Annotated in this window: 20 protein-coding genes; 5 read left to right on the plus strand and 15 right to left on the minus strand. The window is 43.1% G+C overall.

What is annotated here, in order from left to right; translation table 11 throughout:
- Positions 1-115: 115 nt before the first annotated feature.
- From IJJ71_RS01460 to IJJ71_RS01470, 3 genes are all read right to left on the minus strand, one after another.
- Entirely contained in the window at positions 116-2833 is a 2718-nt protein-coding gene (locus IJJ71_RS01460; RefSeq protein ID WP_296844884.1) for a valine--tRNA ligase, read from the minus strand.
- A gap of 158 nt (positions 2834-2991) precedes the next feature.
- Positions 2992-3318 (minus strand): Trp family transcriptional regulator, encoded by a 327-nt coding sequence (locus IJJ71_RS01465; RefSeq protein WP_296844885.1) that lies wholly within the window; start codon positions 3316-3318, stop codon positions 2992-2994.
- Positions 3319-3333: 15 nt separating this feature from the next.
- Positions 3334-5613: an EAL domain-containing protein gene (locus IJJ71_RS01470; protein ID WP_296844886.1), complete on the minus strand. Its 2280-nt coding sequence runs from the start codon at positions 5611-5613 to the stop codon at positions 3334-3336.
- A 92-nt stretch (positions 5614-5705) separates the two neighbouring features.
- On the opposite strand from IJJ71_RS01470, the gene IJJ71_RS01475 reads away from it, so the two are divergent.
- Positions 5706-7553: a sensor domain-containing diguanylate cyclase gene (locus IJJ71_RS01475; RefSeq protein WP_296844887.1), complete on the plus strand. Its 1848-nt coding sequence runs from the start codon at positions 5706-5708 to the stop codon at positions 7551-7553.
- Positions 7554-7677: 124 nt separating this feature from the next.
- On the opposite strand, the gene IJJ71_RS01480 is transcribed toward IJJ71_RS01475, so the two are convergent.
- Together IJJ71_RS01480 and IJJ71_RS01485 are read right to left on the minus strand one after the other, a co-directional pair.
- Positions 7678-8943, minus strand: a complete 1266-nt coding sequence (locus tag IJJ71_RS01480; protein ID WP_296844888.1) for an argininosuccinate synthase — start codon at positions 8941-8943, stop codon at positions 7678-7680.
- A 169-nt stretch (positions 8944-9112) separates the two neighbouring features.
- Entirely contained in the window at positions 9113-9883 is a 771-nt protein-coding gene (locus IJJ71_RS01485; protein WP_296844889.1) for a hypothetical protein, read from the minus strand.
- Positions 9884-10107: 224 nt separating this feature from the next.
- Between IJJ71_RS01485 and IJJ71_RS01490 the strand changes: the two genes are divergently transcribed.
- Positions 10108-10890 (plus strand): magnesium transporter, encoded by a 783-nt coding sequence (locus tag IJJ71_RS01490; protein ID WP_296844891.1) that lies wholly within the window; start codon positions 10108-10110, stop codon positions 10888-10890.
- A gap of 298 nt (positions 10891-11188) precedes the next feature.
- Here the strand turns inward: IJJ71_RS01490 and IJJ71_RS01495 are convergent, their stop codons facing one another.
- Complete coding sequence (locus IJJ71_RS01495) at positions 11189-13267, minus strand: hypothetical protein (RefSeq protein ID WP_296844892.1); 2079 nt, start codon at positions 13265-13267, stop codon at positions 11189-11191.
- Between the two features lie 114 nt (positions 13268-13381).
- Between IJJ71_RS01495 and IJJ71_RS01500 the strand changes: the two genes are divergently transcribed.
- Complete coding sequence (locus IJJ71_RS01500; RefSeq protein WP_296844893.1) at positions 13382-13696, plus strand: helix-turn-helix domain-containing protein; 315 nt, start codon at positions 13382-13384, stop codon at positions 13694-13696.
- Positions 13697-13882: 186 nt separating this feature from the next.
- Here IJJ71_RS01500 and IJJ71_RS01505 read toward each other — a convergent pair whose 3' ends face one another.
- The 8 genes from IJJ71_RS01505 to IJJ71_RS01540 all read right to left on the minus strand — a co-directional run bounded on the left by IJJ71_RS01505 (position 13883) and on the right by IJJ71_RS01540 (position 19717).
- Complete coding sequence (locus IJJ71_RS01505; RefSeq protein ID WP_296844894.1) at positions 13883-14080, minus strand: hypothetical protein; 198 nt, start codon at positions 14078-14080, stop codon at positions 13883-13885.
- Positions 14067-14561, minus strand: a complete 495-nt coding sequence (locus IJJ71_RS01510; RefSeq protein WP_296844895.1) for a PIN domain-containing protein — start codon at positions 14559-14561, stop codon at positions 14067-14069. The genes IJJ71_RS01505 and IJJ71_RS01510 overlap by 14 nt, the downstream gene beginning before the upstream one ends.
- A 142-nt stretch (positions 14562-14703) precedes the next feature.
- Positions 14704-15204, minus strand: coding sequence for an iron-containing alcohol dehydrogenase (locus IJJ71_RS01515; protein WP_296844896.1), 501 nt, complete (start codon positions 15202-15204; stop codon positions 14704-14706).
- Positions 15205-15348: 144 nt separating this feature from the next.
- Positions 15349-16065: a CsgG/HfaB family protein gene (locus IJJ71_RS01520; RefSeq protein WP_296844897.1), complete on the minus strand. Its 717-nt coding sequence runs from the start codon at positions 16063-16065 to the stop codon at positions 15349-15351.
- A 135-nt stretch (positions 16066-16200) separates the two neighbouring features.
- The gene (locus IJJ71_RS01525) at positions 16201-17376 is read right to left on the minus strand and encodes a reverse transcriptase domain-containing protein (RefSeq protein WP_296844898.1); all 1176 of its coding nucleotides are present in this window, start codon (positions 17374-17376) and stop codon (positions 16201-16203) included.
- 339 nt (positions 17377-17715) lie between these two features.
- Positions 17716-18060 (minus strand): four helix bundle protein, encoded by a 345-nt coding sequence (locus IJJ71_RS01530; RefSeq protein WP_296844900.1) that lies wholly within the window; start codon positions 18058-18060, stop codon positions 17716-17718.
- Positions 18061-18116: 56 nt separating this feature from the next.
- Entirely contained in the window at positions 18117-18944 is an 828-nt protein-coding gene (locus tag IJJ71_RS01535; protein ID WP_296844901.1) for an Lcl domain-containing protein, read from the minus strand.
- Entirely contained in the window at positions 18941-19717 is a 777-nt protein-coding gene (locus IJJ71_RS01540; RefSeq protein WP_296844902.1) for a hypothetical protein, read from the minus strand. The genes IJJ71_RS01535 and IJJ71_RS01540 overlap by 4 nt, the downstream gene beginning before the upstream one ends.
- Positions 19718-20070: 353 nt before the next feature.
- Here IJJ71_RS01540 and IJJ71_RS01545 point away from each other — a divergent pair, with 353 nt between their 5' ends.
- Both IJJ71_RS01545 and IJJ71_RS01550 read left to right on the plus strand, forming a co-directional pair.
- Positions 20071-20466, plus strand: a complete 396-nt coding sequence (locus IJJ71_RS01545; protein WP_296844903.1) for a hypothetical protein — start codon at positions 20071-20073, stop codon at positions 20464-20466.
- Positions 20396-21025, plus strand: coding sequence for a nucleotidyl transferase AbiEii/AbiGii toxin family protein (locus IJJ71_RS01550; protein WP_296844905.1), 630 nt, complete (start codon positions 20396-20398; stop codon positions 21023-21025). The genes IJJ71_RS01545 and IJJ71_RS01550 overlap by 71 nt, the downstream gene beginning before the upstream one ends.
- A gap of 171 nt (positions 21026-21196) precedes the next feature.
- Here the strand turns inward: IJJ71_RS01550 and IJJ71_RS01555 are convergent, their stop codons facing one another.
- A complete protein-coding gene (locus IJJ71_RS01555; RefSeq protein ID WP_296844906.1) occupies positions 21197-22450 on the minus strand; it encodes an iron-containing alcohol dehydrogenase in 1254 nt (417 codons plus the stop codon).
- Between the last annotated feature and the right edge of the window lie 37 nt (positions 22451-22487).

Genomic DNA, 22487 nt, shown 5'->3' on the forward strand with positions numbered 1-22487 from the left:
GCGAGAACACGCCATCGAACATCGCAGTGAGCGAAGCTCAGGCGAGTTCGTGTCGTAACCTCACCTACGCCTGTTTTTGCATTATCTGTTTAAGTTGAACTTGTCGTTCAGCTAACTATTTCAAAGCTTCGATATATGTGCCAAGTTTTTCAATTCGGCGTTTTGTTTCGGCGAGTTTGTCGCGCTCTGCCTGAACAACCTCAGCTGGAGCATGCTCAGCGAATTTACCGCCCAACTTGGCTTCGGTGCGCTCGGCTTCTTTTTTGTCCTTTTCAAGGTCTTTCTGGAAGTGGAGCATAAGCTGTTCTTTGTTGATGTTCTCGTCAAGGATGATGAAAGCCTCAAAACCTGTGCCGACTGTACCGATTGACTTGGTTGGTTTTGCATCAACGAACTCAACCTTTGAAAGACCAGCCAGAAGCTGAATCATCTCGACCTTTTCGCGGCAAACTTCTGCTGCGCTGCCCTTCTCGATAAGAACGGCAAGATTGATTTTGTCTGCAGGGTTTACGCCACACTCGTTTCGTAAGCCACGGACACTTCGGATGAGATCCTGCAAAGCTGCGAAGCGGGCTGTAATCTCAGCATTCTCGCGTGTTGCGCTGAACTCTGGATATGGAGCCGTAACGAGAAGGTCAGAATAGGTTTCGTTAGACATAACCTTCTGCTCGCCAGCCTTTTTGCGGTTTTCGATAATTTCTGCCAATGGCAATTTTGAGTAAATTTCTTCGGTAACGAACGGAATGAAAGGATGCAAGAGACGCAAAGATTCTTCCAATACGTTAAGAAGAACTGAAACAGCGCGGTCTTTTTCGTGGTCGTCGCCGTGCCAGAATGAAAGTTTTGTGGCCTCAACATACCAGTCACAGAAATTGTTCCAGAAGAACTCGTAAACTGTTGAAGCAGCATCGTTGTATCGGTAGCCGTCAAGGGCTGCGCGAGCGTCCTGAGCAGCCTTGTTCAATGCCGTGAAAATCCATTTATCAAGCTCGTTGAGGTCGCTGTCCTTTACAGGAATCAAATTGCGGCCTTCGAGGTTACCCAGAATGTAGCGGCTTGCGTTCCATACTTTGTTACAGAAACGGCTTCCCATCTTGAATGAGTCGTTGTCAACGAGAACGTCCTGTCCCTGAGCTGCAAGGTATGAAAGAGTGAATTTGAGGGCGTCTGAGCCGTACTGATCGATGATGTCGAGAGGGTCGATTCCGTTTCCGAGTGATTTTGACATCTTTCGGCCCTGCTTATCGCGTACGAGACCGTGGATGTAAATGTCATGGAATGGAGCCTTGCCTGTGAATTCAAGGCCAGCCATAATCATGCGGCTTACCCAGAAGAAGATGATGTCGTAAGCTGTTACGAGAGCTGTTGTCGGGTAAAATTTCTTCAAATCTTCAGTCTCTGAAGGCCAGCCCAAAGTTGAGAACGGCCAGAGCCAAGAAGAGAACCATGTGTCAAGAACATCAGGATCCTGTTTGAGGTTTGTGCTTCCGCATTTTGGACATTTTTTAACGTCCTCACGGCTAACGATTGTTTCACCGCATTCACAGTACCATGCAGGAATTCTGTGTCCCCACCAGATCTGGCGGCTTACACACCAGTCGCGGATGTTTTCCATCCAGTGAGTATATGTGTTTTCCCATTTGCGGGGATAGAATACGATTTCACCGTCTCGCCATGCCTTGAGGGCTTTTTCTGCGAGAGGCTTCATTTTTACGAACCACTGATAGCTCAAATACGGCTCAACGACAGTCTTACAGCGGTAACAGTGTCCGACAGAGTGAACCATCTTTTCTTCACCCTTGAAAAGTCCTGCTTCAGTTAAGTCTTCGATTACAAGTTTGCGTGCCTGCTCGCATTTAAGTCCGCGATATTTTTCAGGAACATTTTCGTTCAAAGTTCCGTCCGGGTTCAAAAGATTGATTACTTCAAGATTGTGGCGCAAACCAACTTCCCAGTCGTTAGGGTCGTGAGCCGGAGTGATTTTTACCATACCTGTTCCGAATTCTTTGTCTACATAAGAATCTGCAATGATTGGGATTTCTTTGCCGGTGAGAGGCAGCTTGAGCATTTTGCCGACCAGGTCCTTGTAACGCTCGTCATCAGGGTTTACGGCAACGGCTGTATCACCAAAGAATGTCTCCGGGCGGGTTGTTGCGACTTCGATTTTACCGCTTCCGTCTGCATATTCATAGTAAAGGTGGTACATTGCGCCCTGTGTATCAACATGGTCAACTTCATCATCAGCAAGGGCAGTTCCACAGCGAGGACACCAGTTTACCAATCGCTGGCCTTTGTACATAAGTCCGCGCTCATACAATGTTACGAAAACATCACGAACAGCCTTTGAAAGACCTTCGTCATAAGTAAATCGCTCGCGGCTCCAGTCAACAGAGTTTCCGAGCTTTTTCTGCTGCTTTACGATTGTGTCATGATGCTCGTGAGTTACTTCCCAGGTGCGCTCGATGAACTTTTCGCGGCCCAAGTCGTTGCGAGATTTGCCTTCTTTTTTGAGAGCGCGCTCAACGACATTCTGAGTTGCGATACCAGCATGGTCAGTGCCTGGAATCCAGAGAGTGTCGTCTCCCTTCATACGGTGATAGCGGACAACGATATCCTGCAAAGTGTTGTTGAGACCGTGGCCCATGTGAAGAACGCCAGTTACATTTGGCGGCGGAATCACGACTGTATATTTGATGTTAGATTTTTTCTGTGAATGTACAGGGGAATCTGAATCGCTAGAAGGCTTAAAGTAGCCCTTCTCGACCCACTGAGAATAAATTCTGTCCTCAAATTCTTTTGGATTATAAGCTTTTTCCAATTCAATAGCGTGCATAAAACAACGACCTCTAAAAAATTTATGCAACTATTATATTGAATCAGAGCATTTTCTTCAATAAAAATATATAATCATAGATTACCCAGCTGCCGCAAATTGGATTTTCTTATGACAATAATTTTAATCTGTGAAATCTGTGTAATCTGTGGTTTGTTTTATATGCTGTCAGCGTAATCAAGCAATTTTCGGAAAGCGGAATCTTCTTTTTTAAGTTCCCTTGAACCACGCGTAATTTTACAGAGGGAAATATGGAATTTTTTGGCAATGTCGCGCTGTGTCGTTCCCTTGTCGATTTCACGCACCAAAAGCCATCTTTTTGCGAAGTCGTTCATTTCAGCCGGGGTAAAAAGACAGCCGAAAAAGTCATATATAAAATCAGGATTGCCGTTCTTAGCAAGGAGTTTGCACATTTCACGGAGCGCGCCCTCCAAATCCTTTGAAGTAAGTTCTGTTTCATTCTCAATGTTTGTAATATCGTTCATTTTCATCACAACCTTTTATTTTAAGTATTTTTCCTCAAAGTCTTCGACAGGAATCGGACGGGAGAAGTAGAATCCCTGGAAGAAATCACAGCCCGCATTTGCAAGGAAGCCAATCTGTTCGTCAGTTTCGATTCCCTCCGTGACGACTTCCATTCCAAGTTCTTTTGCAAGCATGATGATTTTCTCAAGAATTTTACGGCTCTTCTCGTCATCTTTCGACTTCTGCAAGAAGCCCATGTCAATCTTAAGGACATCAACCGAAATATCTTTGAGCATATTGAGGCTCGAATATCCGCTTCCAAAGTCATCCATCTCCACGACGAATCCGGCTTTTTGCAGGCGGTTAAGGAGCTTCATTTGATTTTCAAAATCGTATATGATTGCCGTTTCGGTAATCTCCAGATTTAAATTTTTTGGCGAAATATCATATTTCTTTACAAGACTGGTAAATATTTCGTACAAATCCATCGTAAAGAAATCTCGGGCAGAAATATTAACTGAAATCGTAAGATCTTCCCGGCCATTTTTCTTCCATTCGGCAAGTTTTTTGCAGGCACATTCCCATACATAGCGGTCAACATCAGAAATTATGTTGATTTTTTCGATAATCTCGATGAATTCCGTTGGCGGAATAACACCGCGAGTTGGATGATGCCAGCGGACAAGAGCCTCAGCCCCGATAAGTTCTCCGTTCTTCTTGACCTGCGGCTGGAGATACATCACGACCTGCCCGTATTTCAGCGCAAGCGGAAGCTCGTTCATGAGCATCTGCATCTTGAGCACTTCAAGCCGGAGCTGGTTGTCATAGTACGCAACAGTATTCTTATAATCTGACTTGATTGATTTGAGCGCAAGGAAAGCCCGGTCACACATGACCGAGACAGGAAGCGACAAATCATCGACCTCATACACGCCGATATGACCGATAAGAGTGTATGAGAACGCGTTGAGATATTCCATTTTGCTTCGGAAAGACTCAACATAAGCTTCCTCATCGAAATGCCTCTTTGGGACGAACATGACGAAATGATCGTTGTACAGCCTTCCGTAAATATCATCCGGGGCCGCATGAGTCCTGATTGATTCTGCAATCCGCATAAGGATCGTATCACCGAAAGCCTTTCCATGCAAATCATTAATCAGCTTAAAATTAACGATATCGGTAACAAGAAGGTAATAATGCGTGAAGCGGTCAAATTTGAGCCTGTGGTCTACCTTCTCGAAAAAATATTCCTTGTTGAAAAGCCCAGTCAGAGAATCCCTTGTACGGAGCATTTTTTCTTCGTAAACTTGATTTTTTGTTTTTGTAATGTCCTCGATAAGATAGTATCGCCCGATGTCACAGTCATTTTCGCGGATAAAAAAATCCGAAACCTGAAGAATGTAGCGGAAATCACCTTTCTGGTAATCAAGCTCACATGAAAAGACAGACTTGTCCTCCGTGCCGGCCGCCTTGCGCCTCTTTACGAAACTTTCTATTATGTCAGTCTTGAGGACATCCTGCCGGGTGCAGCCAAAGAAATCCTTGACAAAATCATTGATATAAATACATTCCCCGCTCATATCGAGCAGGACGATTCCGTTCTTAAGCCCGTTCGCGATAAGGCCGAGAGTTTTCAAAATCAACCTGCGCGGCATGACCTTGAAAAGAATATGATACGACGCGATGAAACAGTACGCATAAATGAGAATCGAAAAATTGAACGGAAAATCAAGAAGAATATAAATAATGTTTGAAGCCGCTATAAGGAAAAGGAATGTGAGAAGGGAATAATATTTTATCCTCATGCTCGGAGTTTCCCTTGAAGTCTTTATTGCCATGATAATAAAGCAGTAAATGAAAAGACCGTAGCCGAAAACGACATGGATAAGGAAGTATGCTGTCGGCGAATAGCGTAAAAAATGCTCAGAACCGTAAGCAACATCCCTCAATGAGAACAGGAAAGGAAAAAATATGTTTGCAATGAGAGAAAGACTGTCAAGCATGGCAACAGGAAGAATGAAGTATTTGTAGATTCTTCTGTTGATTTTACTGTCAGCATAGAGAACGCAGAAATCAAAAACAAAAACTGAAATCCAAGTTGCCGTTGCAAAATAAATGGAATAAAAAATACTTGCAAGCAGGTGGTTCCGGGTCAAAATAACGACACAATGCGCGAACACCGAAATCGTGGCTGGAATGAGAACGGCAAACATTTTTTTTGAAAGAACGCCCTTTCGTTTGAGAAGTTTTTTTGTTCCCGTAGGAAAAAATGCGAGAATTGCCGCCATCAGCACTAAAAAAATAGCTTTCATGTATAGAAACAATTTTAACATATTTTTGCGATATAAACAAATTTATTTTTCTTGTTAAAGCACAAATCTAGTGGTAATCTGTATATAAACAGATGAAAAACACTAGCAAACAGGATTTGAATTTCAACAGGCGTTTTGCCATAATTTCTCTCATAGTAATGATAGTCTCCTCGCTGGCAATCGTGCACACATTCAGAAGGCTTTATTCGGCATCAAAGCAGAACATCATCAGCAAATGGGAAAGCCGCACCGCCGAAAGCGCGAATCAGGTAAACCTATATGTAAAAACTCCGATGGACGCAATCGCATTCTCAGCAACAAGGCTCAACGCATTGCTAAAGAACAACGGCAGCCATGAAGAAGCTCTCAACTACCTCGTGAATGAGACAAACACCTACGCAACCACAATCAGCGGGAACACGACAGGAATCTACAGTTACTACAAAGGCAAATTCCTCGACGGAGCAAACTGGAAGGAACCGATTGACTACCAGCCCAAAGACCGTCCCTGGTACATAGCGGCATTCAACGGAGGCGGAAGGCCAATGCTCGTAAATCCGTATCTCGATGCCCGCACGAACAGCATGATGATGGCCGTAAGTCAGCTTCTCGACGATTTGGAAAGCGCGGTCTCTATGGACATATACATGGACAGCCTTCAAAAAATGATAGAAAAAAAGGCCGCCTCTGACAGCAATATAGACTCGGTTTTTGTAATCGACAGGCTCGGCAATGTCATCGCGGATTCAAATCCTCAAAAAGTAGGAACGAACTTAAAAAAAGACGAATCAGATGCACGCAGGATTTTCATGAAGAAATTCGGTCATTCAGCAAGAGAAATGATTGAAATCAAATCCGAAAGCGGAGACTACACTGTTTTTGCAGAATCGGTAAATGAGCAGTGGGTTCTGCTTTACACCCTCAAAACAAAAAATCTTTACGGCCCGCTGATTTCAATTTATCTGGCATCTTTTGCAATCATTCTCATAATAATCGTTGTAATTCTGCTCGTTTTCTTCTATATGAATCACAAATACATGGAAGCGGAACGGCTCAACGATGAAATCCGTGCAGTCGGAAGCATTTATGTCACGGCGGCAAAAATCGACCTCAAAACCGACAGAATTCGAGTCATAAGGAGCAATCCGGATTTCGACAATCTTCTTGCCGGGGATTTCACAAATTACAGCAAGAGATGCTTTTACTTCGCTGAGCAAATATCATCAAAAAGTGTCACGGAAATGGTAAAGGAATTTTTGGACACATGGACTCTCGATGAAAGGATGGGCGACGAAAAATCAATCTCAATTGAATTCAAAGACAACAAGGAAAGATGGATCCGATTACGCTACATCGTCGTAAAGCGTGACGAAAAAAACAGGATTGCGAGCGCACTTCTCCTTTTCGAGTCAATTGAAAAAGACAAAAAAAAGCAGGAAGCCCTTAAAAAGCTCTCCGAAACCGACATGATGACAGGAATAAACAACAGGGGAAGCGGCGAGTCTCAAATCCGAGAAGCAATAAATGCAGGCAAAAAAGGAATGTTCTTCCTCATGGATGTCGATAAATTCAAGTCAATTAATGATGATTTCGGCCATCAGGCGGGAGACGCAGTTATAATCGCGATTGCAGAATGTCTCAAAAAGGCTTTCCGAGACACAGACATTGTTTTCAGGCTTGGCGGTGATGAATTCGCGGCATTTGCAGGCGGCGTAACGACTGAACAAATGGCATTAAGGATTTTACGAAGATTCTTTGATGCCGTTGACAGCATATCAATTCCAGAACTGAACGGCCGGCAGATTACGGTGAGCGCAGGAGCGGCATTCTATCCGATTTCAGCAGAAGACACATTTGAAGCAATGTACCAGCGCGCCGACAGAGGCACATACAAGAGCAAAGAGCGCACCGGCAACATGCTGACATTTATTTGCGACTAAGAAAAAAAATGCGCCGCACTCCGGCAGGGAATTAGTAAATTTCTCACAGAGTACACAGAGGTCACGGAGATTTATATTAAATTTTCTCTGTGTTCTCTGAAGCTCTGTGAGGAATTTTACAAAACTACTCCGTTGGGCGTTTCTTCAAGTTCTTGCTTTCTTTTACTGCCTGACCTTCACCTACTTTCTGCTCCATCATAGCGCGTACTTTGAGTGGAAGTCCGAAGAGAGTGATGAAGCCCTGTGCGTCTTTGTGGTTGTAAAGCTCACCAGTTGTGAAAGAAGCGATGTCCTCGTTGTAGAGGCTGTATTTTGAGCCAGAACCTGCGGCACGAATCTGACCTTTAACAAGCTTAACTTTTGTCCAGCCAGTGACAGTCTGCTGAGTTGAGTCAACGAATGCCATGAGAGCATCATAGAGCGGAGTGAAAACCTTTCCGTCATAGATAAGCTCTGCAAGTCTCAAAGAAACCTGCTGCTTGTAGTGATATGTATCGCGGTCAAGACAGATATGGTCCATCATGCGGTGTGCGAAGTAAAGGATTGCTCCGCCCGGTGTCTCGTAAACGCCGCGAGATTTCATACCAACGCAGCGGTTCTCACAGATGTCAACCAGGCCGACGCCGTTCTTTCCACCGATTTTGTTAAGCTCAGTCATAAGCTCAAGGCCGTTCATTTTTTTGCCGTTCAAGCTTACAGGAATTCCCTTTTCCCATTCGATTGTGACATATTCACCGTTCTCAGGAGCAGTCTCTGGAACGACAGTGTTTTTGAGCATGTGAGGATAGTTCGGCTCATTCTCGGTCTTCTCAAGCTCAAGGCCTTCGTGGCTGATGTGCCAGATGTTCTCGTCGCGTGAGTATGACTGGTCTTTCTTCATTGGAACTTCAAGTCCGCGGTCTTCAAGGAATTTAATTTCTGCCTCGCGGCTGTCCATGTTCCATTTGTCGTCACGCCATGCTGCGATTACGCGCAAGTCCGGAGCAAAAGCTTTGATTGCAAGCTCGAAGCGAACCTGATCATTGCCTTTTCCTGTAGCACCGTGACAGATTGCAACAGCACCTTCCTGACGGGCATATTCAACAAGGATTTTTCCGATAAGAGGGCGTGCTGTAGAAGTTCCGAGCAAATATTCGTCCTCGTAAACAGCGTTTGCTTTGAGAGCAGGCCAGATGTATTCTTCGATATATTCCTGACGGGCATCAACAACATAGCAGGCACTTGCTCCAGTTTTGAGCGCACGCCCCTTGATAAGCTCCCAGTCATCTCCCTGACCGACATCGATACAAACGGCGATGACATCATAATCATAATTTTCTTTGAGCCACGGAATGATAACCGTCGTGTCCAAACCACCTGAATAAGCAAGGATAACCTTCTCTTTTGCCATAATTCGCCTCTCTATGCAAAAAATTGCACTAAAATGAATATTTATGCAATAATATTAGCGTTTTGCGTAAAAATATGCAAGCATTATGCAAAGATTGGGTTTTAGGGCTTGCCCTAGGAGAGTGGGGTGTGCCGCAATGAAATGCGGCACAGGGGAGAGACTTCTCCCCTTACCCGAAAATCTCTTTTTTATGAATCAGACCAAGCTCATGAGCCGCCCCGACAATTCCCAAATCGCGGTGCTTTCCCTGATAATTTTTTAAATCAATAGAGAACCTGTTCATCGAAAAGTGCTGGAAAACGAAAACTTTGTTCCAGGCCTCACTCGTCTTGTCATAATTTTCAAGGAGCTCTTTTTTATAGCTTAGAAAAAGGCCTGCCTCCTTAAGCTCGGCATAACCGACAAGCCAGAGTTCCGGTGCAATTCCTTCAGCACCAGCAGCCCGGCACAAGTCCTGATGAAGTTTTGCCGTTTTTTGCGCCATAAAAATCTGGCTTTCCTTGATAAGCTCACGGATTTGGATTCCGCCGTTTTTAATCAGGTATTTCAAATGCGTGGTTTTTGCCGTGTGAACTGGAGTTTTGTTCAAAATAATGACATTTTTGCGGAAGTCAGTGTTGAATTCAGTGTTTTTCTCAAAGAAACCGGCGGCAAGCTTTCCGCTCTGTCCCACGAGATACCTTTTGTTTTTCTCCCTTTGCTCGTCTTTTCCAGGATTATCACCAATCACAATCATGCGGATATCGCTTTCCTCAGTGATTTCATCAAGAGCCGTGTTATAAACGACAGGAGTTTCAAGCGGATAATCAGGCGTATCATCAGCCCTGGCCGCAATCTGCAAAGGCTTAAGCAAATCACCATAAGCTTTGTTCATCTTCATGCAATACCCGCAAAATTCATCGCGGAAATCAGAAAAAATCTTAAATTGTGTTTTTGTCATAAATCAATTATAAGAAAAATTTTTCCCAGAAACAATAGACACTGACTTGCGTATTTTGTACAATGCCCGAAAATCACTTACATGGAGGAAACAATGGGCAATGACAGTAGTTCCGGCTCGTTTTTGAGCGACAAAAAAGCAAAACACCTCTCGGCTTCCTGCCATAATCTTTCGCTCTAATTCAAGCCACACTTACAATTCTCATTTCTCATGCGAAACGCAAAATGGAATTCGTTTTCAAAATTGAGGAGATGATTCAGCATCTTCTGGACGAAAAAAAGTATTCGGCAATCAGGGATATTTTTTCTACAATGACAACGAAAGACCTCACCACGCTTTTTAACCGGGTTGAAGAAAAAAACATTCCGATTTTGATGGGATTGATTTGTGCAAACAAGGTCAACGAAATCATTGAAATAGAGGGCATGCCCGCTCAGACAGGAAAACACTATTTGCTCTCAACGCCGGTTGAATTGTTCCGCCACAGGATTGCATGGCTTTTAGTTCTGATGGTCAGTGCGACCTTTACAGGCATGATTATCACAGGATTTGAAAACGCTCTCGCCGTTCAGGTGGCCCTCACCGCTTTCATCCCGATGCTCATGGACACAGGCGGAAATTCAGGCTTTCAGTCTTCGGTCACAATCATAAGGGCACTGACGCTCGGAGAAGTTTCGTTCAGGGATTTACCGAAAATCATCTGGAAAGAAATGCGCGTCGCTTTTCTGTGCGGAACATCTCTCGCAGCCGTCTGCTTTGCCAAGATAATCCTTGTTGACCGCGATCTTCTGCACAATTACAGCATCACGCTTCCGATTGCACTTGTAGTTTGCGCCGCGATGATTGTCACCGTAATGGTCTCAAAAATGATTGGCTGTGCCCTTCCAATCTGCGCAAAACGCCTTCACGCAGACCCGGCCGTCATGTCAGGCCCGTTCATCACCACGATTGTAGATGCCACAAGCCTCATGGTCTACTTCACGATCGCACGGGCGGTGCTGTTTTAAGTGGAAAAGTCTGACGATATGGGTGCTACCGAGCTTCGCTCGGTCAGGCTATCCGCGGTTCCGCTATCGCTCCATTCGACGGTCGGCAAGCCAACCGCCGAACGCTTCGCGCCGCTACTATCCCTAGCACAGTGAAAGTTGTACGACTTCGCGTTGTTCCTTCTTTCCCGCCCAAAGCACGCAAAATCTCAGACCGAAAAGATAAAGTATATGATGCGATATTGGAAGTGCTGAAAAGATAGCACATAAAAAAAACAGCCCCCAAAATGGAGGCCGTTGTTTGGATAATGGGAACCGATTATCCATATGTGCGTTGGTTATTAAACAACAACTTTTCAACAGGAGATAGTTCGATATCGTTAAGAAGAGAAATCTTGCTATACTTAGATGCATCGACTTTTCCGGCTTTCAAATCAGCATCATTCTTTGTATTACCATACTTTTCCCATGCAGCATTGGTGTAGGTATAATCAAGAGTTCCTCTGTATGTAGAACCAAAAATATATGCATTTGTGGTGCCAGGTATTGCTCTATTTACATCAGAAGAGAAGTAAATCGTACCATTCATACTACCAATATCAATACTTTCTTGAACTATTTTATCCAAAGCAGAGATATCAAGAGTATGTGGAATATATTTTGCATTTGCATTATATGCCTCCTTGGTTCCCAAAATGACTTTCGCATCGGAACCTCCTACATGTTTATATGACGGGGTTTTATTTGCAAAATATATAATACCACGATCTTCTCCGGTTAAGTTAGTAATCGAAGACCAATCGGTTGTAGTATAAATATTTGTACGGGTACCGCCAAGAGATGTTTTACCAGTAGAGTTTGTACCGGTAATAGCAACGTTCGAAACGTTAACACCAGCATTCATCATTAAGGCCGCAGCGTTTGCACTTAGTGTATAGGCACTGTTGTCATTATAGCCAGTTTCACTAAACATATCCTCACCTTTATCCTCTAAGAATTTCTTAGCATTGAAATTAACGCAATAAAAAGTAGGATTCATTTTGTTTCCTGCATTTTTGGCATAATAGTTATTTATAACTTCGTCAATACCTGTGCCATATAAATTTTTACTTTCTTCAGAATACTCTCCTAAAAACCTTGCTAATTTAGCACTAAACGTAGGTAATACAGAAGATGTTTTCAATGCTTTAAGTAATGCACTATGTTTTAAAGCGTTATCATTATCACTCTTATTGGTATTGGTAAACAAGTTACCAGATAACGTTGCGCTACTTGCATTGGATAAAGAAACAGATGCTTTATCTGCAATAATACCACCAGCATATTTACGCGTTAATACAGTATTTGTATTTTCCAAATCTATATTTACATATTTTATATCATCAGAAAATTTTACAGATTTTATTGGTGTGTCATCTAGTGTATACACATAAGAAGATACGTTAGAAATTAAATCTTTTGATGTTTCAGATGTATTTATTGTTTCAACATCCGACATTTTGACGTTAAATGTTGTACCTGCAAGGTCGCTTTCGTAATCATAACCATATCTTGGGGTTACGGAAGTAATTCCGGTAAATGTGATTTTATCGTTAGCCAAATCTGTTATACCCTCAGATTCTGCATATTCTTTTACCAAATCGACAGCGCGTTTTTTGAAAGTATCTTCGGGATTTTCGTCGAAATTAACAGTGGCCATATTTACGACAGCATCCAATTGTGTTTTCGCATCAAAATATTGCTTTACATCAACGGTTTTTGTTGTTGGATAATTTTGAGATTTTATCATTATCTTTAAATCTTGGTCGGAAACAACAACTTCGGCATGATAAGTTGTTGTTTTCGTAACATCATCTTGCTTTTCACTTGCTGGGATTGAACGATTTTCATCGGTATAATATTTCTTTGTTACGGTTGTCTCATCCTTGTAAAGTGAGGTTGTAATGTTTGCGGAAACCGCATTTTTCATGACATCCGCATCTGTATTCAAAGCAATCGTTCCATCCGTTTTAATTGTTGCGCCAGGATTTCCAGAAGAAGGAAGAGTTGCATTATTTTCGGAGATTTTGCTGTTTTTCACTTCGTTTGTTGTCAATGTGATATAATATTTTGTTCCCGTAACGGAATCAACTTCGATACCATTTTCGGTATTCGTCGTATTTGTTTCAGCAGGCGTTACAGGAGTCACGGGGTTTGCATTATCCCCACCATTTGTTGGATTTGTTGTATCGCCACCATTTGCGGGAGCTGGATCTTGTGGTTTTGTTGGTGTAGGTTGTGGGGCAACATAATCATCGGAAGAATCATCTTTACTGCCGCAAGACAGCAGCAAAATTGGACAAATGAACATGAAAAGGACGGTTTTTATAAATCTAAAAGACAAATGCAGTTTTTTCATTTTGAAGTCTCCTTTTTACACATTTCTGAACTAAAATATTACATAAATCCGAACCAATTATACATATATCCGTATTATTTTGCAACGAAAAAATGAAGTAAAAATATTGTAGATATGGATGTTTTAGAAAGAATTCGCTCGCTTCGGCTTGAAAGAAATTGGTCAGAATATCAGTTATCAGAAAAATCAGGGCTTACGCAATCAACAATTTCTGCATGGTTCAGAACAAAAACACTGCCCACAATTCCATCACTTGAGAAAATTTGTTCTGCATTCAATATTTCACTTGCACAATTCTTTTTTGACGAGAATGGAACACAGACAGTCCTGACCGAAAAACAAATGAATCTTATTCATCATTTCAATCGTCTATCAGAAAAACAGCAGGATTCGTTGATTCAGTTCTTAGAGAATATGGGAAATTGTTAAGGAAACACTGAATAAATCCGATTGCGGATTTTTCAGTGTTAACCTTGAATGTTGCTAATTGTCCGCAACATAACAAGTTGCGGACAATTTGACGGGAAGTGCTGATTAATCGCTTCAAGTGTTAATCAGCACTTCCTTAATTTCAAGAGGAAACTGTAAAAAATTAGAATTCTACCTGAATAAAACTCACGCTTTTATCACTCTAGCATGACCACTTTTTAAAAGTTGCTCGATTATTTCTGCGGTAGCAGCTCTTGTCTCCGCAATTATTTCTTCTGGAGTCATTCTGATATGCCGCAACGAATTGTATTCCCTTAGTTTCTGAATATCGTCAACATCAAAACGCGGAGAAAGCACAGGCTTTTTCAATTCAGTCATTTTCATCATTTTCCTCCTCTATCAGAAATGCATTCGGTGGATAAATTGCTATGTCTTTATAGCCTTTATTAGTTGTTAAAATCTTTATTCCGTTTATGGTTTTAACATTGACGATATGCTTGAAATTCCATGAAATTATGAAATCACAATCATTAACAATAGCCGCAGCAATATGCTGACAATCATCAAAGCTCCGCTTTTTCAATATGCCAAAATCGATGATTTGCTCTGCCAATACGACAGTTTCTTTCGTCACATTAACTACATTATATTCTATTTCCGTTAAATGCGAAAGTAATCTTTTCCTTTTTTCTTCATCAGAACAGTTTGCAAGCTCCCTGATTACAACATCAGAAATAAAAATGTCATAGTCTCCTTTCTTAAAAGTCTCCCAAACCTCACATGTCACTTTCATTTGTTCGGGAGCATCAACTTGTTCCAAATAACTTATAACCGATGTATCAAGATATACTTTCAACTTGCTCATTGCCACATTCTATACAATTTCGTCACCTAAATCAAACAAAAAAACTCCGCCACAAACAAGTGACGGAGTTAAGTTAAATGCTAGTCAGCAATTAGTTTTTAGCGACCGAGAATTGCATCGCAATTCTCGTAAGCAAAAAGCTTTAGTTCTTTGCGACAAACTCTTCCGTGTAGTAAGCGTCTGTAAGAATCTTTTTCATGTCCTCAACAAGTGGAACGCGTGGGTTAACTGGAGAACACTGATCCTCGTAAGCGAGATAAGCAAGCTTCTCGACATTTGCGAGGTAGTCTTTCTCGTCCAAGCCCTGTCCCTTGAAGTTCATGACGATTCCAAGTCGTTTACCAAGCTCACCACAAGCCTTAGCGTAAGACTCTACGCCTTCTTCAATTGTTTTAGCTGGGAGACCGAGCATACGAGCCAATTCGCAGTATCGCTCAGCAGCCTTGAAGTAGTTGTATTTTGGCCATGTTGAGATCTTGTCTGGCTGTGTTCCATTGTAACGGATTGTGAATGGCAAGAGGATAGCGTTTGCACGTCCGTGTGGAACATGGAACTCACCACCAATCTTGTGAGCCATAGAGTGGTTCATACTGAGGAATGCATTTGCGAATGCCATACCTGCGAGACATGAAGCGTTGTGCATCTTCTCTTTTTTATCTGAGTGCTACCCGCCTTCGGCGGGTCGGGTGTTCCGCACTTCGCTTACGCTCATTCCTTCGCTACGCTTCGGAACGCCTTCGGCGGTGCTCCATACCCTAGCACATGAAAGCCACGCAAGGAAGACCTCTCACTCCGTTTTGGCAAACACGACGCGCACCAATTTGTCGCCTTCTCCACGAATATTCATCGAAAAACTTTCACCGTCGTCCCCCAGAGCGTAGACCGCCGCCCAGTTCATGGTTTTGAGACGCGCGATGTCGGTCTTGAAGCGAGCGTTGATGTGAAGAATGTCGTCCGAATCGCTCCAAGTGCCTTTTGCCGTGAGCGGAGAGCCGAAGTTTCCGTCTGGGGTGACGCGCACCGTGCATTTGCCCTTCTTTTCAAAAGTGATTTCGTACTCGTCAGTGTAGGAATCAGTCTGCACCGTGCCCGTCCAAGTTCCCGTGAACCGTTCTGGAACTGGAATCACCGACACGAGATTCCGCGCGAAGTCGGGCAACTTGCGGTTGAATTCGCTCCATGTGTCGCAGGTCATCTTGGTCGAATAGAGGATTTTTGCCGTTTCCACTTCGATTGTCCGCGCCGTCACCGTGAGCGTTCCCGCAAACACATCCGCGCTCCCCACAATCACGCAGTCCGCGCCGACCATCTTTCCGAGCGACTTTGCCGTGGCGGGGTCTGTGTAGGGCTTTGCCTGAAACTTCATCTCGCCCGTCACCTTGTCGATGTGCTTGCGCTCCACCACCGTGATGTGCGGTAAGCCTACCAGTTCGTCCGTGAGCAAGTCGCTCATCGTGCCAGTACGCTCCTCGATGCAGAAATTGTCCGACTCAAAGCCGAGCACCGCGACAGTCTGGGCGAACGCACCCACTGCAAGCAGGGCGGCAAATGCGAAAGAAATCAGTTTTTTCATTTTTGGTTCTCCTTAGAATATATTTTTTATCACACCACTACAGGTATGATTTCAATGCAAGTATAATCATCGTTTTCCACGCACGCTGAGTTTTTCCGCCTTTCCGAATATGGCGACCTGCCGTAACCACATCGGCGAAAGTTTTTCTGTAAGAACAGAATTTCTCAGATGATAGCTTTTGTAATGTCGCAGAATGCCAAGATAGGAATTGACTGAAGAAATAAGAGAAGTCCTTTCCTCTTTTGTAGGCTTATGGTTCTCCGCAATCGTGTTGAATTTCTTAATGCTCTGTTCAAAATTACGGAATGTGCGCGGATTTGAAACACAATACGAAGGCTTCACGAAAACTCCCAAAAAACGAACGCCCTTATGATACAGCTGGAGATACAATTTCTTGGGATGCACATGCAATTCTGATTCTGATTCTAAAAAATTCTGCATTTTGGGAACGACCCGTTTCAAAAAAGAATGCGATTCGCCAACAATCACGCAGTCATCGACATAGCGACCATAATAACGAACGCCACACTCATGCTTTACGAAATGGTCAAACGGCGAAAGATAAAAATTCGCAAAAACTTGGCTCGTAAAATTTCCGATTGGCAGTCCATAACCATCTTTTGTGAAAAACAGGCTTTTTTCTTTCGGAATCAGTTTCCATTTTTCCGTAGGACTTTTGAAAATGCACTTTTCAGTAGGATTATTGAAGATGATTTTCTTGCACAGATACAGGACAAACGCCTTGTTTTCCGCCGTATATCGTGCTTCGATAAAATCACACAGTCGGCGGTACAAAATTGCCTTGCTTATGCTCATGAAAAAACTTTGTATGTCGATTTTTAGAATCCAGCACCTGCGTTTTCCGTTCTGCGAGCAAGAGCGGATAAAATGCTGCACACGGGTAATGCCGAAATGCGTTCCTTTGCCCGTTCTGCACGAATAGCTGTCATAGATAAAATAGCGCTCAAACAGCGGATTCAAATACATCAGCAAAAGATGATGTACAATTCTGTCGCGGAAAGAAGCCGCAAACACCTCCCGTGGCTTAGGTTTTTCCACGATGAACACGGAAGATGGCTCCAACTCATACTGACTAGCCCGCAAGTCCTGCCACAACTGAATGAGATTGCTTTCCAAATCCACTTCGAACTGCAACGCGCCACTTTTGTTTCGCTTGTGCTTTCTACATTCATAATATGCTGCAAACACATCTTCCAACGGCACATCATATACAACAGCCATATCTGCTCCCATAAAAATGGTTTTTGTGTAAAACCCCGAACCGCTCGCACACAATTTGTATTATTCTTATTGTTGTTGTTCTGATTGCCGTCGCTGAAACGCTGTGCCCACGCGTTATTATTATTGTTGGGAGACGACGACCAGAAAAATCAGCAACTGTGTCGCAAAGAATCGACTTTTTATTGCATACGCCGAACGGCGCACACAGCTGAACTCCGACAAAAGGCTCTTACAGGCAACATTGCCGGCTGCCGACCGCTTTTACACAAAAACCTTGCTCGCTCTCTTGCACCGTGGCACAAAAGATTCTGGCATAGAAACCGCACAAGGCGGCATCTATCAGACACGGCTCGCATTCCGCCAGCCGGTAATCTGCTTTCCGATGGTGTCCATACGGGCGGATAAATCCGCCTGCTGCTTCACCGTGATGAGGTGCAAATCCGTACAGAGCCGCACCTCAAGTTTCAGGACCTCAAAATTATCAAGAAAACACTCAAGATAGTGCTGCTTGTCTTTGCATTTGTTCGCGCGGTAAATGCTCCGCACCAACTGAATGCAGTCGCGCTTCATGTCCTGACCGAGCGTAAATTTATACTCACGGGAAAAGTTCTGCGTAAGCTCGAAAATTCGCAGCGTGAGCGCATAGGTGTCCTTGAACACCGGCAAATCATAGTACAACGCCATACTTCAAAAATTTTGCGACCGCCTAACTGCGGAAAAAGTTTAAATAGTTGAATAGTTTAATTGCTAAAAGCCCGAACCGCTCGCACACAACTTGTACTATACTTAGTGTAGCCGTCCTGATAGCCGTCGCTGAAACGCTGTGCCCACGCGTAATTAGAATCGTAGGGAGACGACGACCAGTACCAATCGTTACCTGAAATTTTTCCTGTCTTGCGAAGATTTACATAAATTGCATTAAGTTCATCTTTACTTGGCAAATACCAGTCATCATATCCTCCGCCGTGAAAATTTTTGCACAAATCAAATGCTGAACTCCATGTTGCTGAACCAAGTATCTCACTGCACTCGTATGCTTTGCTCCCTTCAATATAAAAAACTGTTCCTCCACCAGGTCCAATATCCCCGATTTTCAAACTCAAACTTTCCACAACATCTTTTGAAAATTGTGGCAGCAAATCAAAGACATCATCAAGCCCGTTAAATTGTTTTTTCGCACTTGACAAAACAATCGCAGTCTTTACATCAATTACCATCGCGGAAAGATACAGTTTACTTCCCAGTTTTATTATCTGTCCGCGTGCGATAAGTTGTGCATTCGCGGCATTCCCAAGCTCAACGGTTTTTTCTTTGTCTGACCAATCGCCCGATTGAAACTTCATTTCTTTGATAAGTTTATCAAAGTTCGCCCTGTCCACAACGCTTACTTTCCCTGTGCTGACAAGCTCCGCGATGTACAGTTCGGTAATTCCGTCCGCCTCGTCTTTGTTTACAGCATTTCCAGTTATATCAAAAGTGGCAACCGCCATCTTTTTTGGTTCGGATTGCGCAACGCACACTGCCATTGTTGCTACAAGAGCGAACAGAATTGTTGTAAGTTTTTTCATTTTGAGGTCTCCTGTATATATTCTTTCTGGATAAATGAATCCAGTTCATTTGATTTGTCTTTGTGACTCGACTGCAAAAGTATTTTCTCGACAATCGTGTCTCTTTTGCCATCCGTCAATTCTGACCACAAATCAATCATTCCTCTATGAATTGCTTTCAAATCATCTGCAAAATATTTGCAAATTTCTTGTGAATAAATCTGTTCTTTATCCAAGATATAAATTTCATATTCAAAATCAACGAAATCTTTTATCGCACGAATTTTAGTACGAAAAACGACATCTTCATCAGCTCCATAAGCAATTTCAGAAGAACGGTCATTTTGCAAGTTGTCTATGCTTCGTCTTATAATGTTATGCAAAGTCATTTCGTGAAATTCACGGTAAATTTTCTGATAATCCCCCGAAATTCCTTTATATCGTTTAAGTGCACGAAATCCCCAGCCAATAGCCCAAGCATAATATTGTTTGTCCATAAGCAAGAATCCTATCATTCGGGAAAGATGGGCATCGGTACGGAATAAGTCAGCGTCGAACTTTCGGCTGTTGTTCTTTTTCTCTTTTTCAAGTTCTTTTTTTACCAAATCGCTAACAGTTATCTTTGTGATAAACACAGGAACTGCAAGTGCAATCGAAATCGTTATCGCAATCAGGGCGATAAATGCACCAAGTTGCGAACTCACAAACTGCCCCGGCACTTGAGCAGAAGATTCCCCCGCAACCAAGAAACCTGTCGCCATAAAGCAAAAGAAAACCGCTGTCAGTTTTTTCATTTTTCAAACTCCTTCTGATTTGTTCCAAGCAAATTTAAAATCGCAACGCCGCCAAAAAGCATTCCCTGTTTCGGAAACACCACTTGGCGGCTTTGTGTGAGAATTTTTGTATGTGATGTGAATGGAATTACAGACTTACGGGCAGACTTCGCCCAAATGAACAATGAACAATGAACAATGAACAATGATTTTCCGCGCGGGGCGGGCGTGTCAAGAGCTTACGAGAGAAATTCGTGTTTTTTGCGCAAAAATTGTTCATTAGAAGAAGTTTATAGCATTTGTGAAGTTTTTACAAGGAAAGGAAATCCAAAAAGTTTTTTTACAAAACAACAAAACTATGCTAAAATAAAACCATGACTTCAGAAAAACGCAATCAGATTTTAGAAACTCTCAACTGGGATATGGACATCAGCAAGGAAGAACTTCAAAATCTCATTCTTGGTGAGAGGGCAGAAGTTGGCGGCCTTACACGGGAAATGCTTTTTCTCCGCTCTTTGGAGCGTGTCGCGTGGCACAACCTTGTTCCGCTTTGGAATGGTATAGACGAATGTTGCAAACTTTACACCGAAAATGTCAGAAGGGGATTGAGAAATAATGAGTTCAGACAAAAATACGACTTCATATTCGGATTATTACGAAAAAAAACTGTACACGCTCCAGAATGGGGTTCTGAATATTGTGAAAACATCAGGCACACCTTTTTATCTGACCGGTGGAACCGCCCTGAGCAGGGGCTACTACAAGCATAGATATTCAGACGACCTTGATTTTTTCGTCAACAAAGATTCGGATTTCTCAAAATACACAGATTGCGTTATTTCAGCATTGTCGGATTCTGGCTACATATGGGATACAGACACGGAGTTTTACAAAACTGCTGGATTCTATACGATGAAGATTCATCATAAGGATTTTCCGATGGGACTGAAAATTGATTTTGTAAATGATGTAGCCGCACATTTCGGAGAGATTCAAGAAACGGATTTTTTTCACAGAACGGATTCGGTTAGAAACATTCTTTCAAACAAGATTTCGGCATCCGTTCGCTTTGCGGGAAAAGATATGGTAGATATTCGGGAAATCTGCCTGCATGAAAAATTCAACTGGTCAGAAATTTTTGAAGAAGTCAGTCAAAAAGAATTGGGCTTGGAGCCGGACACCGTTTCCCAAATAATCGAGGGAACACCAAAATCAGCCTTTGAAAAAATCAAATGGATAGCAAAACCGACTTGGGAACAATTCCAAAGCGACTTAAAAACTATTTCAGAAGATATGCTCAAACTTTCTTCAAACAGCCTCGCACAGTAAAGTTTTCAACACAAACAAAAAACTCCGCCACCCTTACGAGCAACGGAGTTTCCCTAATCAGAGTTTGTTTTACTGTTTCTCGACCGAGAATCGCAAAGCGATTCTTGTAAGCAAAGGAGTCTACTCCTTTGTGACCAAGAACGGCAAGGCCGTTCTTGTAAGAAAAACAGTTTACTGTTTATCCACAAATTCCTCAGTGTAGTAAGCGTCTGTAAGGATCTTCTTCATGTCCTCAACGAGTGGAACGCGTGGGTTAACTGGAGAACACTGATCCTCGTAAGCGAGGTAAGCGAGTTTCTCAACGTTAGCGAGATACTCTTTTTCATCCAAGCCCTGTCCCTTGAAGTTCATGACGATGCCCAAGCGCATACCGAGCTCACCACAAGCCTTAGCATAAGACTCTACGCCCTCTTCAATTGTTTTTGCAGGAAGACCGAGCATACGAGCGAGTTCGCAGTATCGCTCAGCAGCCTTGAAGTAGTTGTACTTCGGCCATGTTGAGATCTTGTCTGGCTGTGTTCCATTGTAACGGATTGTGAATGGCAAGAGGATTGCGTTAGCGCGTCCGTGTGGAACATGGAACTCACCACCAATCTTGTGAGCCATAGAGTGGTTCATACCCAAGAATGCGTTTGCGAATGCCATACCTGCGAGACAAGAAGCGTTGTGCATCTTCTCGCGAGCTTCTGTGTCGGCACCGCCGTTGTTGTAAGAGCGTTCGAGGTACTGGAATACCATCTTGATAGCCTGAATACAGAGACCGTCTGTGTAGTCGTTAGCCATTGTTGAAACATAAGCTTCTGTTGCGTGTGTAAGAACATCCATACCTGTGTCGGCAACGATCTTCTTTGGCAAGCCATAAGTGAATGTTGGGTCAACGATAGCGATTGTTGGTGTGAGTGAGTAGTCAGCGAGAGGATATTTCTTGTGCTCTGTTTTGTCTGTGATAACAGCGAACGGAGTAACCTCTGAACCGGTCCCTGATGTAGTTGGGATACAAACAAGCTGAGCTTTTTTGCCCAAGTCTGGGTAGCGGAATGCACGCTTACGGATATCCATGAACTTCTGTTTGAGGTCGTTGAAGTCAACTTCCGGGTACTCGTAGAAGAGCCACATACCTTTAGCACAGTCCATAGAAGAACCACCACCAAGAGCGATGATTGTATCTGGAGCGAATGTGCGCATAAGCTCAACGCCTTCGCGTACAGTCTGGATTGATGGATCCGGCTCAACATCGCAGAAGAGCTGGTACTGAACAGGATCGCGGCGGAGCTTGAGCTGGTCAGTGATTTTGTCAACGAAGCCAAGCTCAACCATAGAGCGGTCTGTTACGATGATAACTTTGTGAACGCCCTTCATCTGATGGATATATTCGATTGAGTCACGCTCAAAGAAGATTTTTGACGGTACTTTAAACCACTGCATATTATTTCGTCTCCTACCCAGTTTTTTGATGTTCAAA

Origin of the sequence: Treponema sp. (genome assembly GCF_017430385.1) — a bacterium.
Classification (GTDB): domain Bacteria; phylum Spirochaetota; class Spirochaetia; order Treponematales; family Treponemataceae; genus Treponema_D.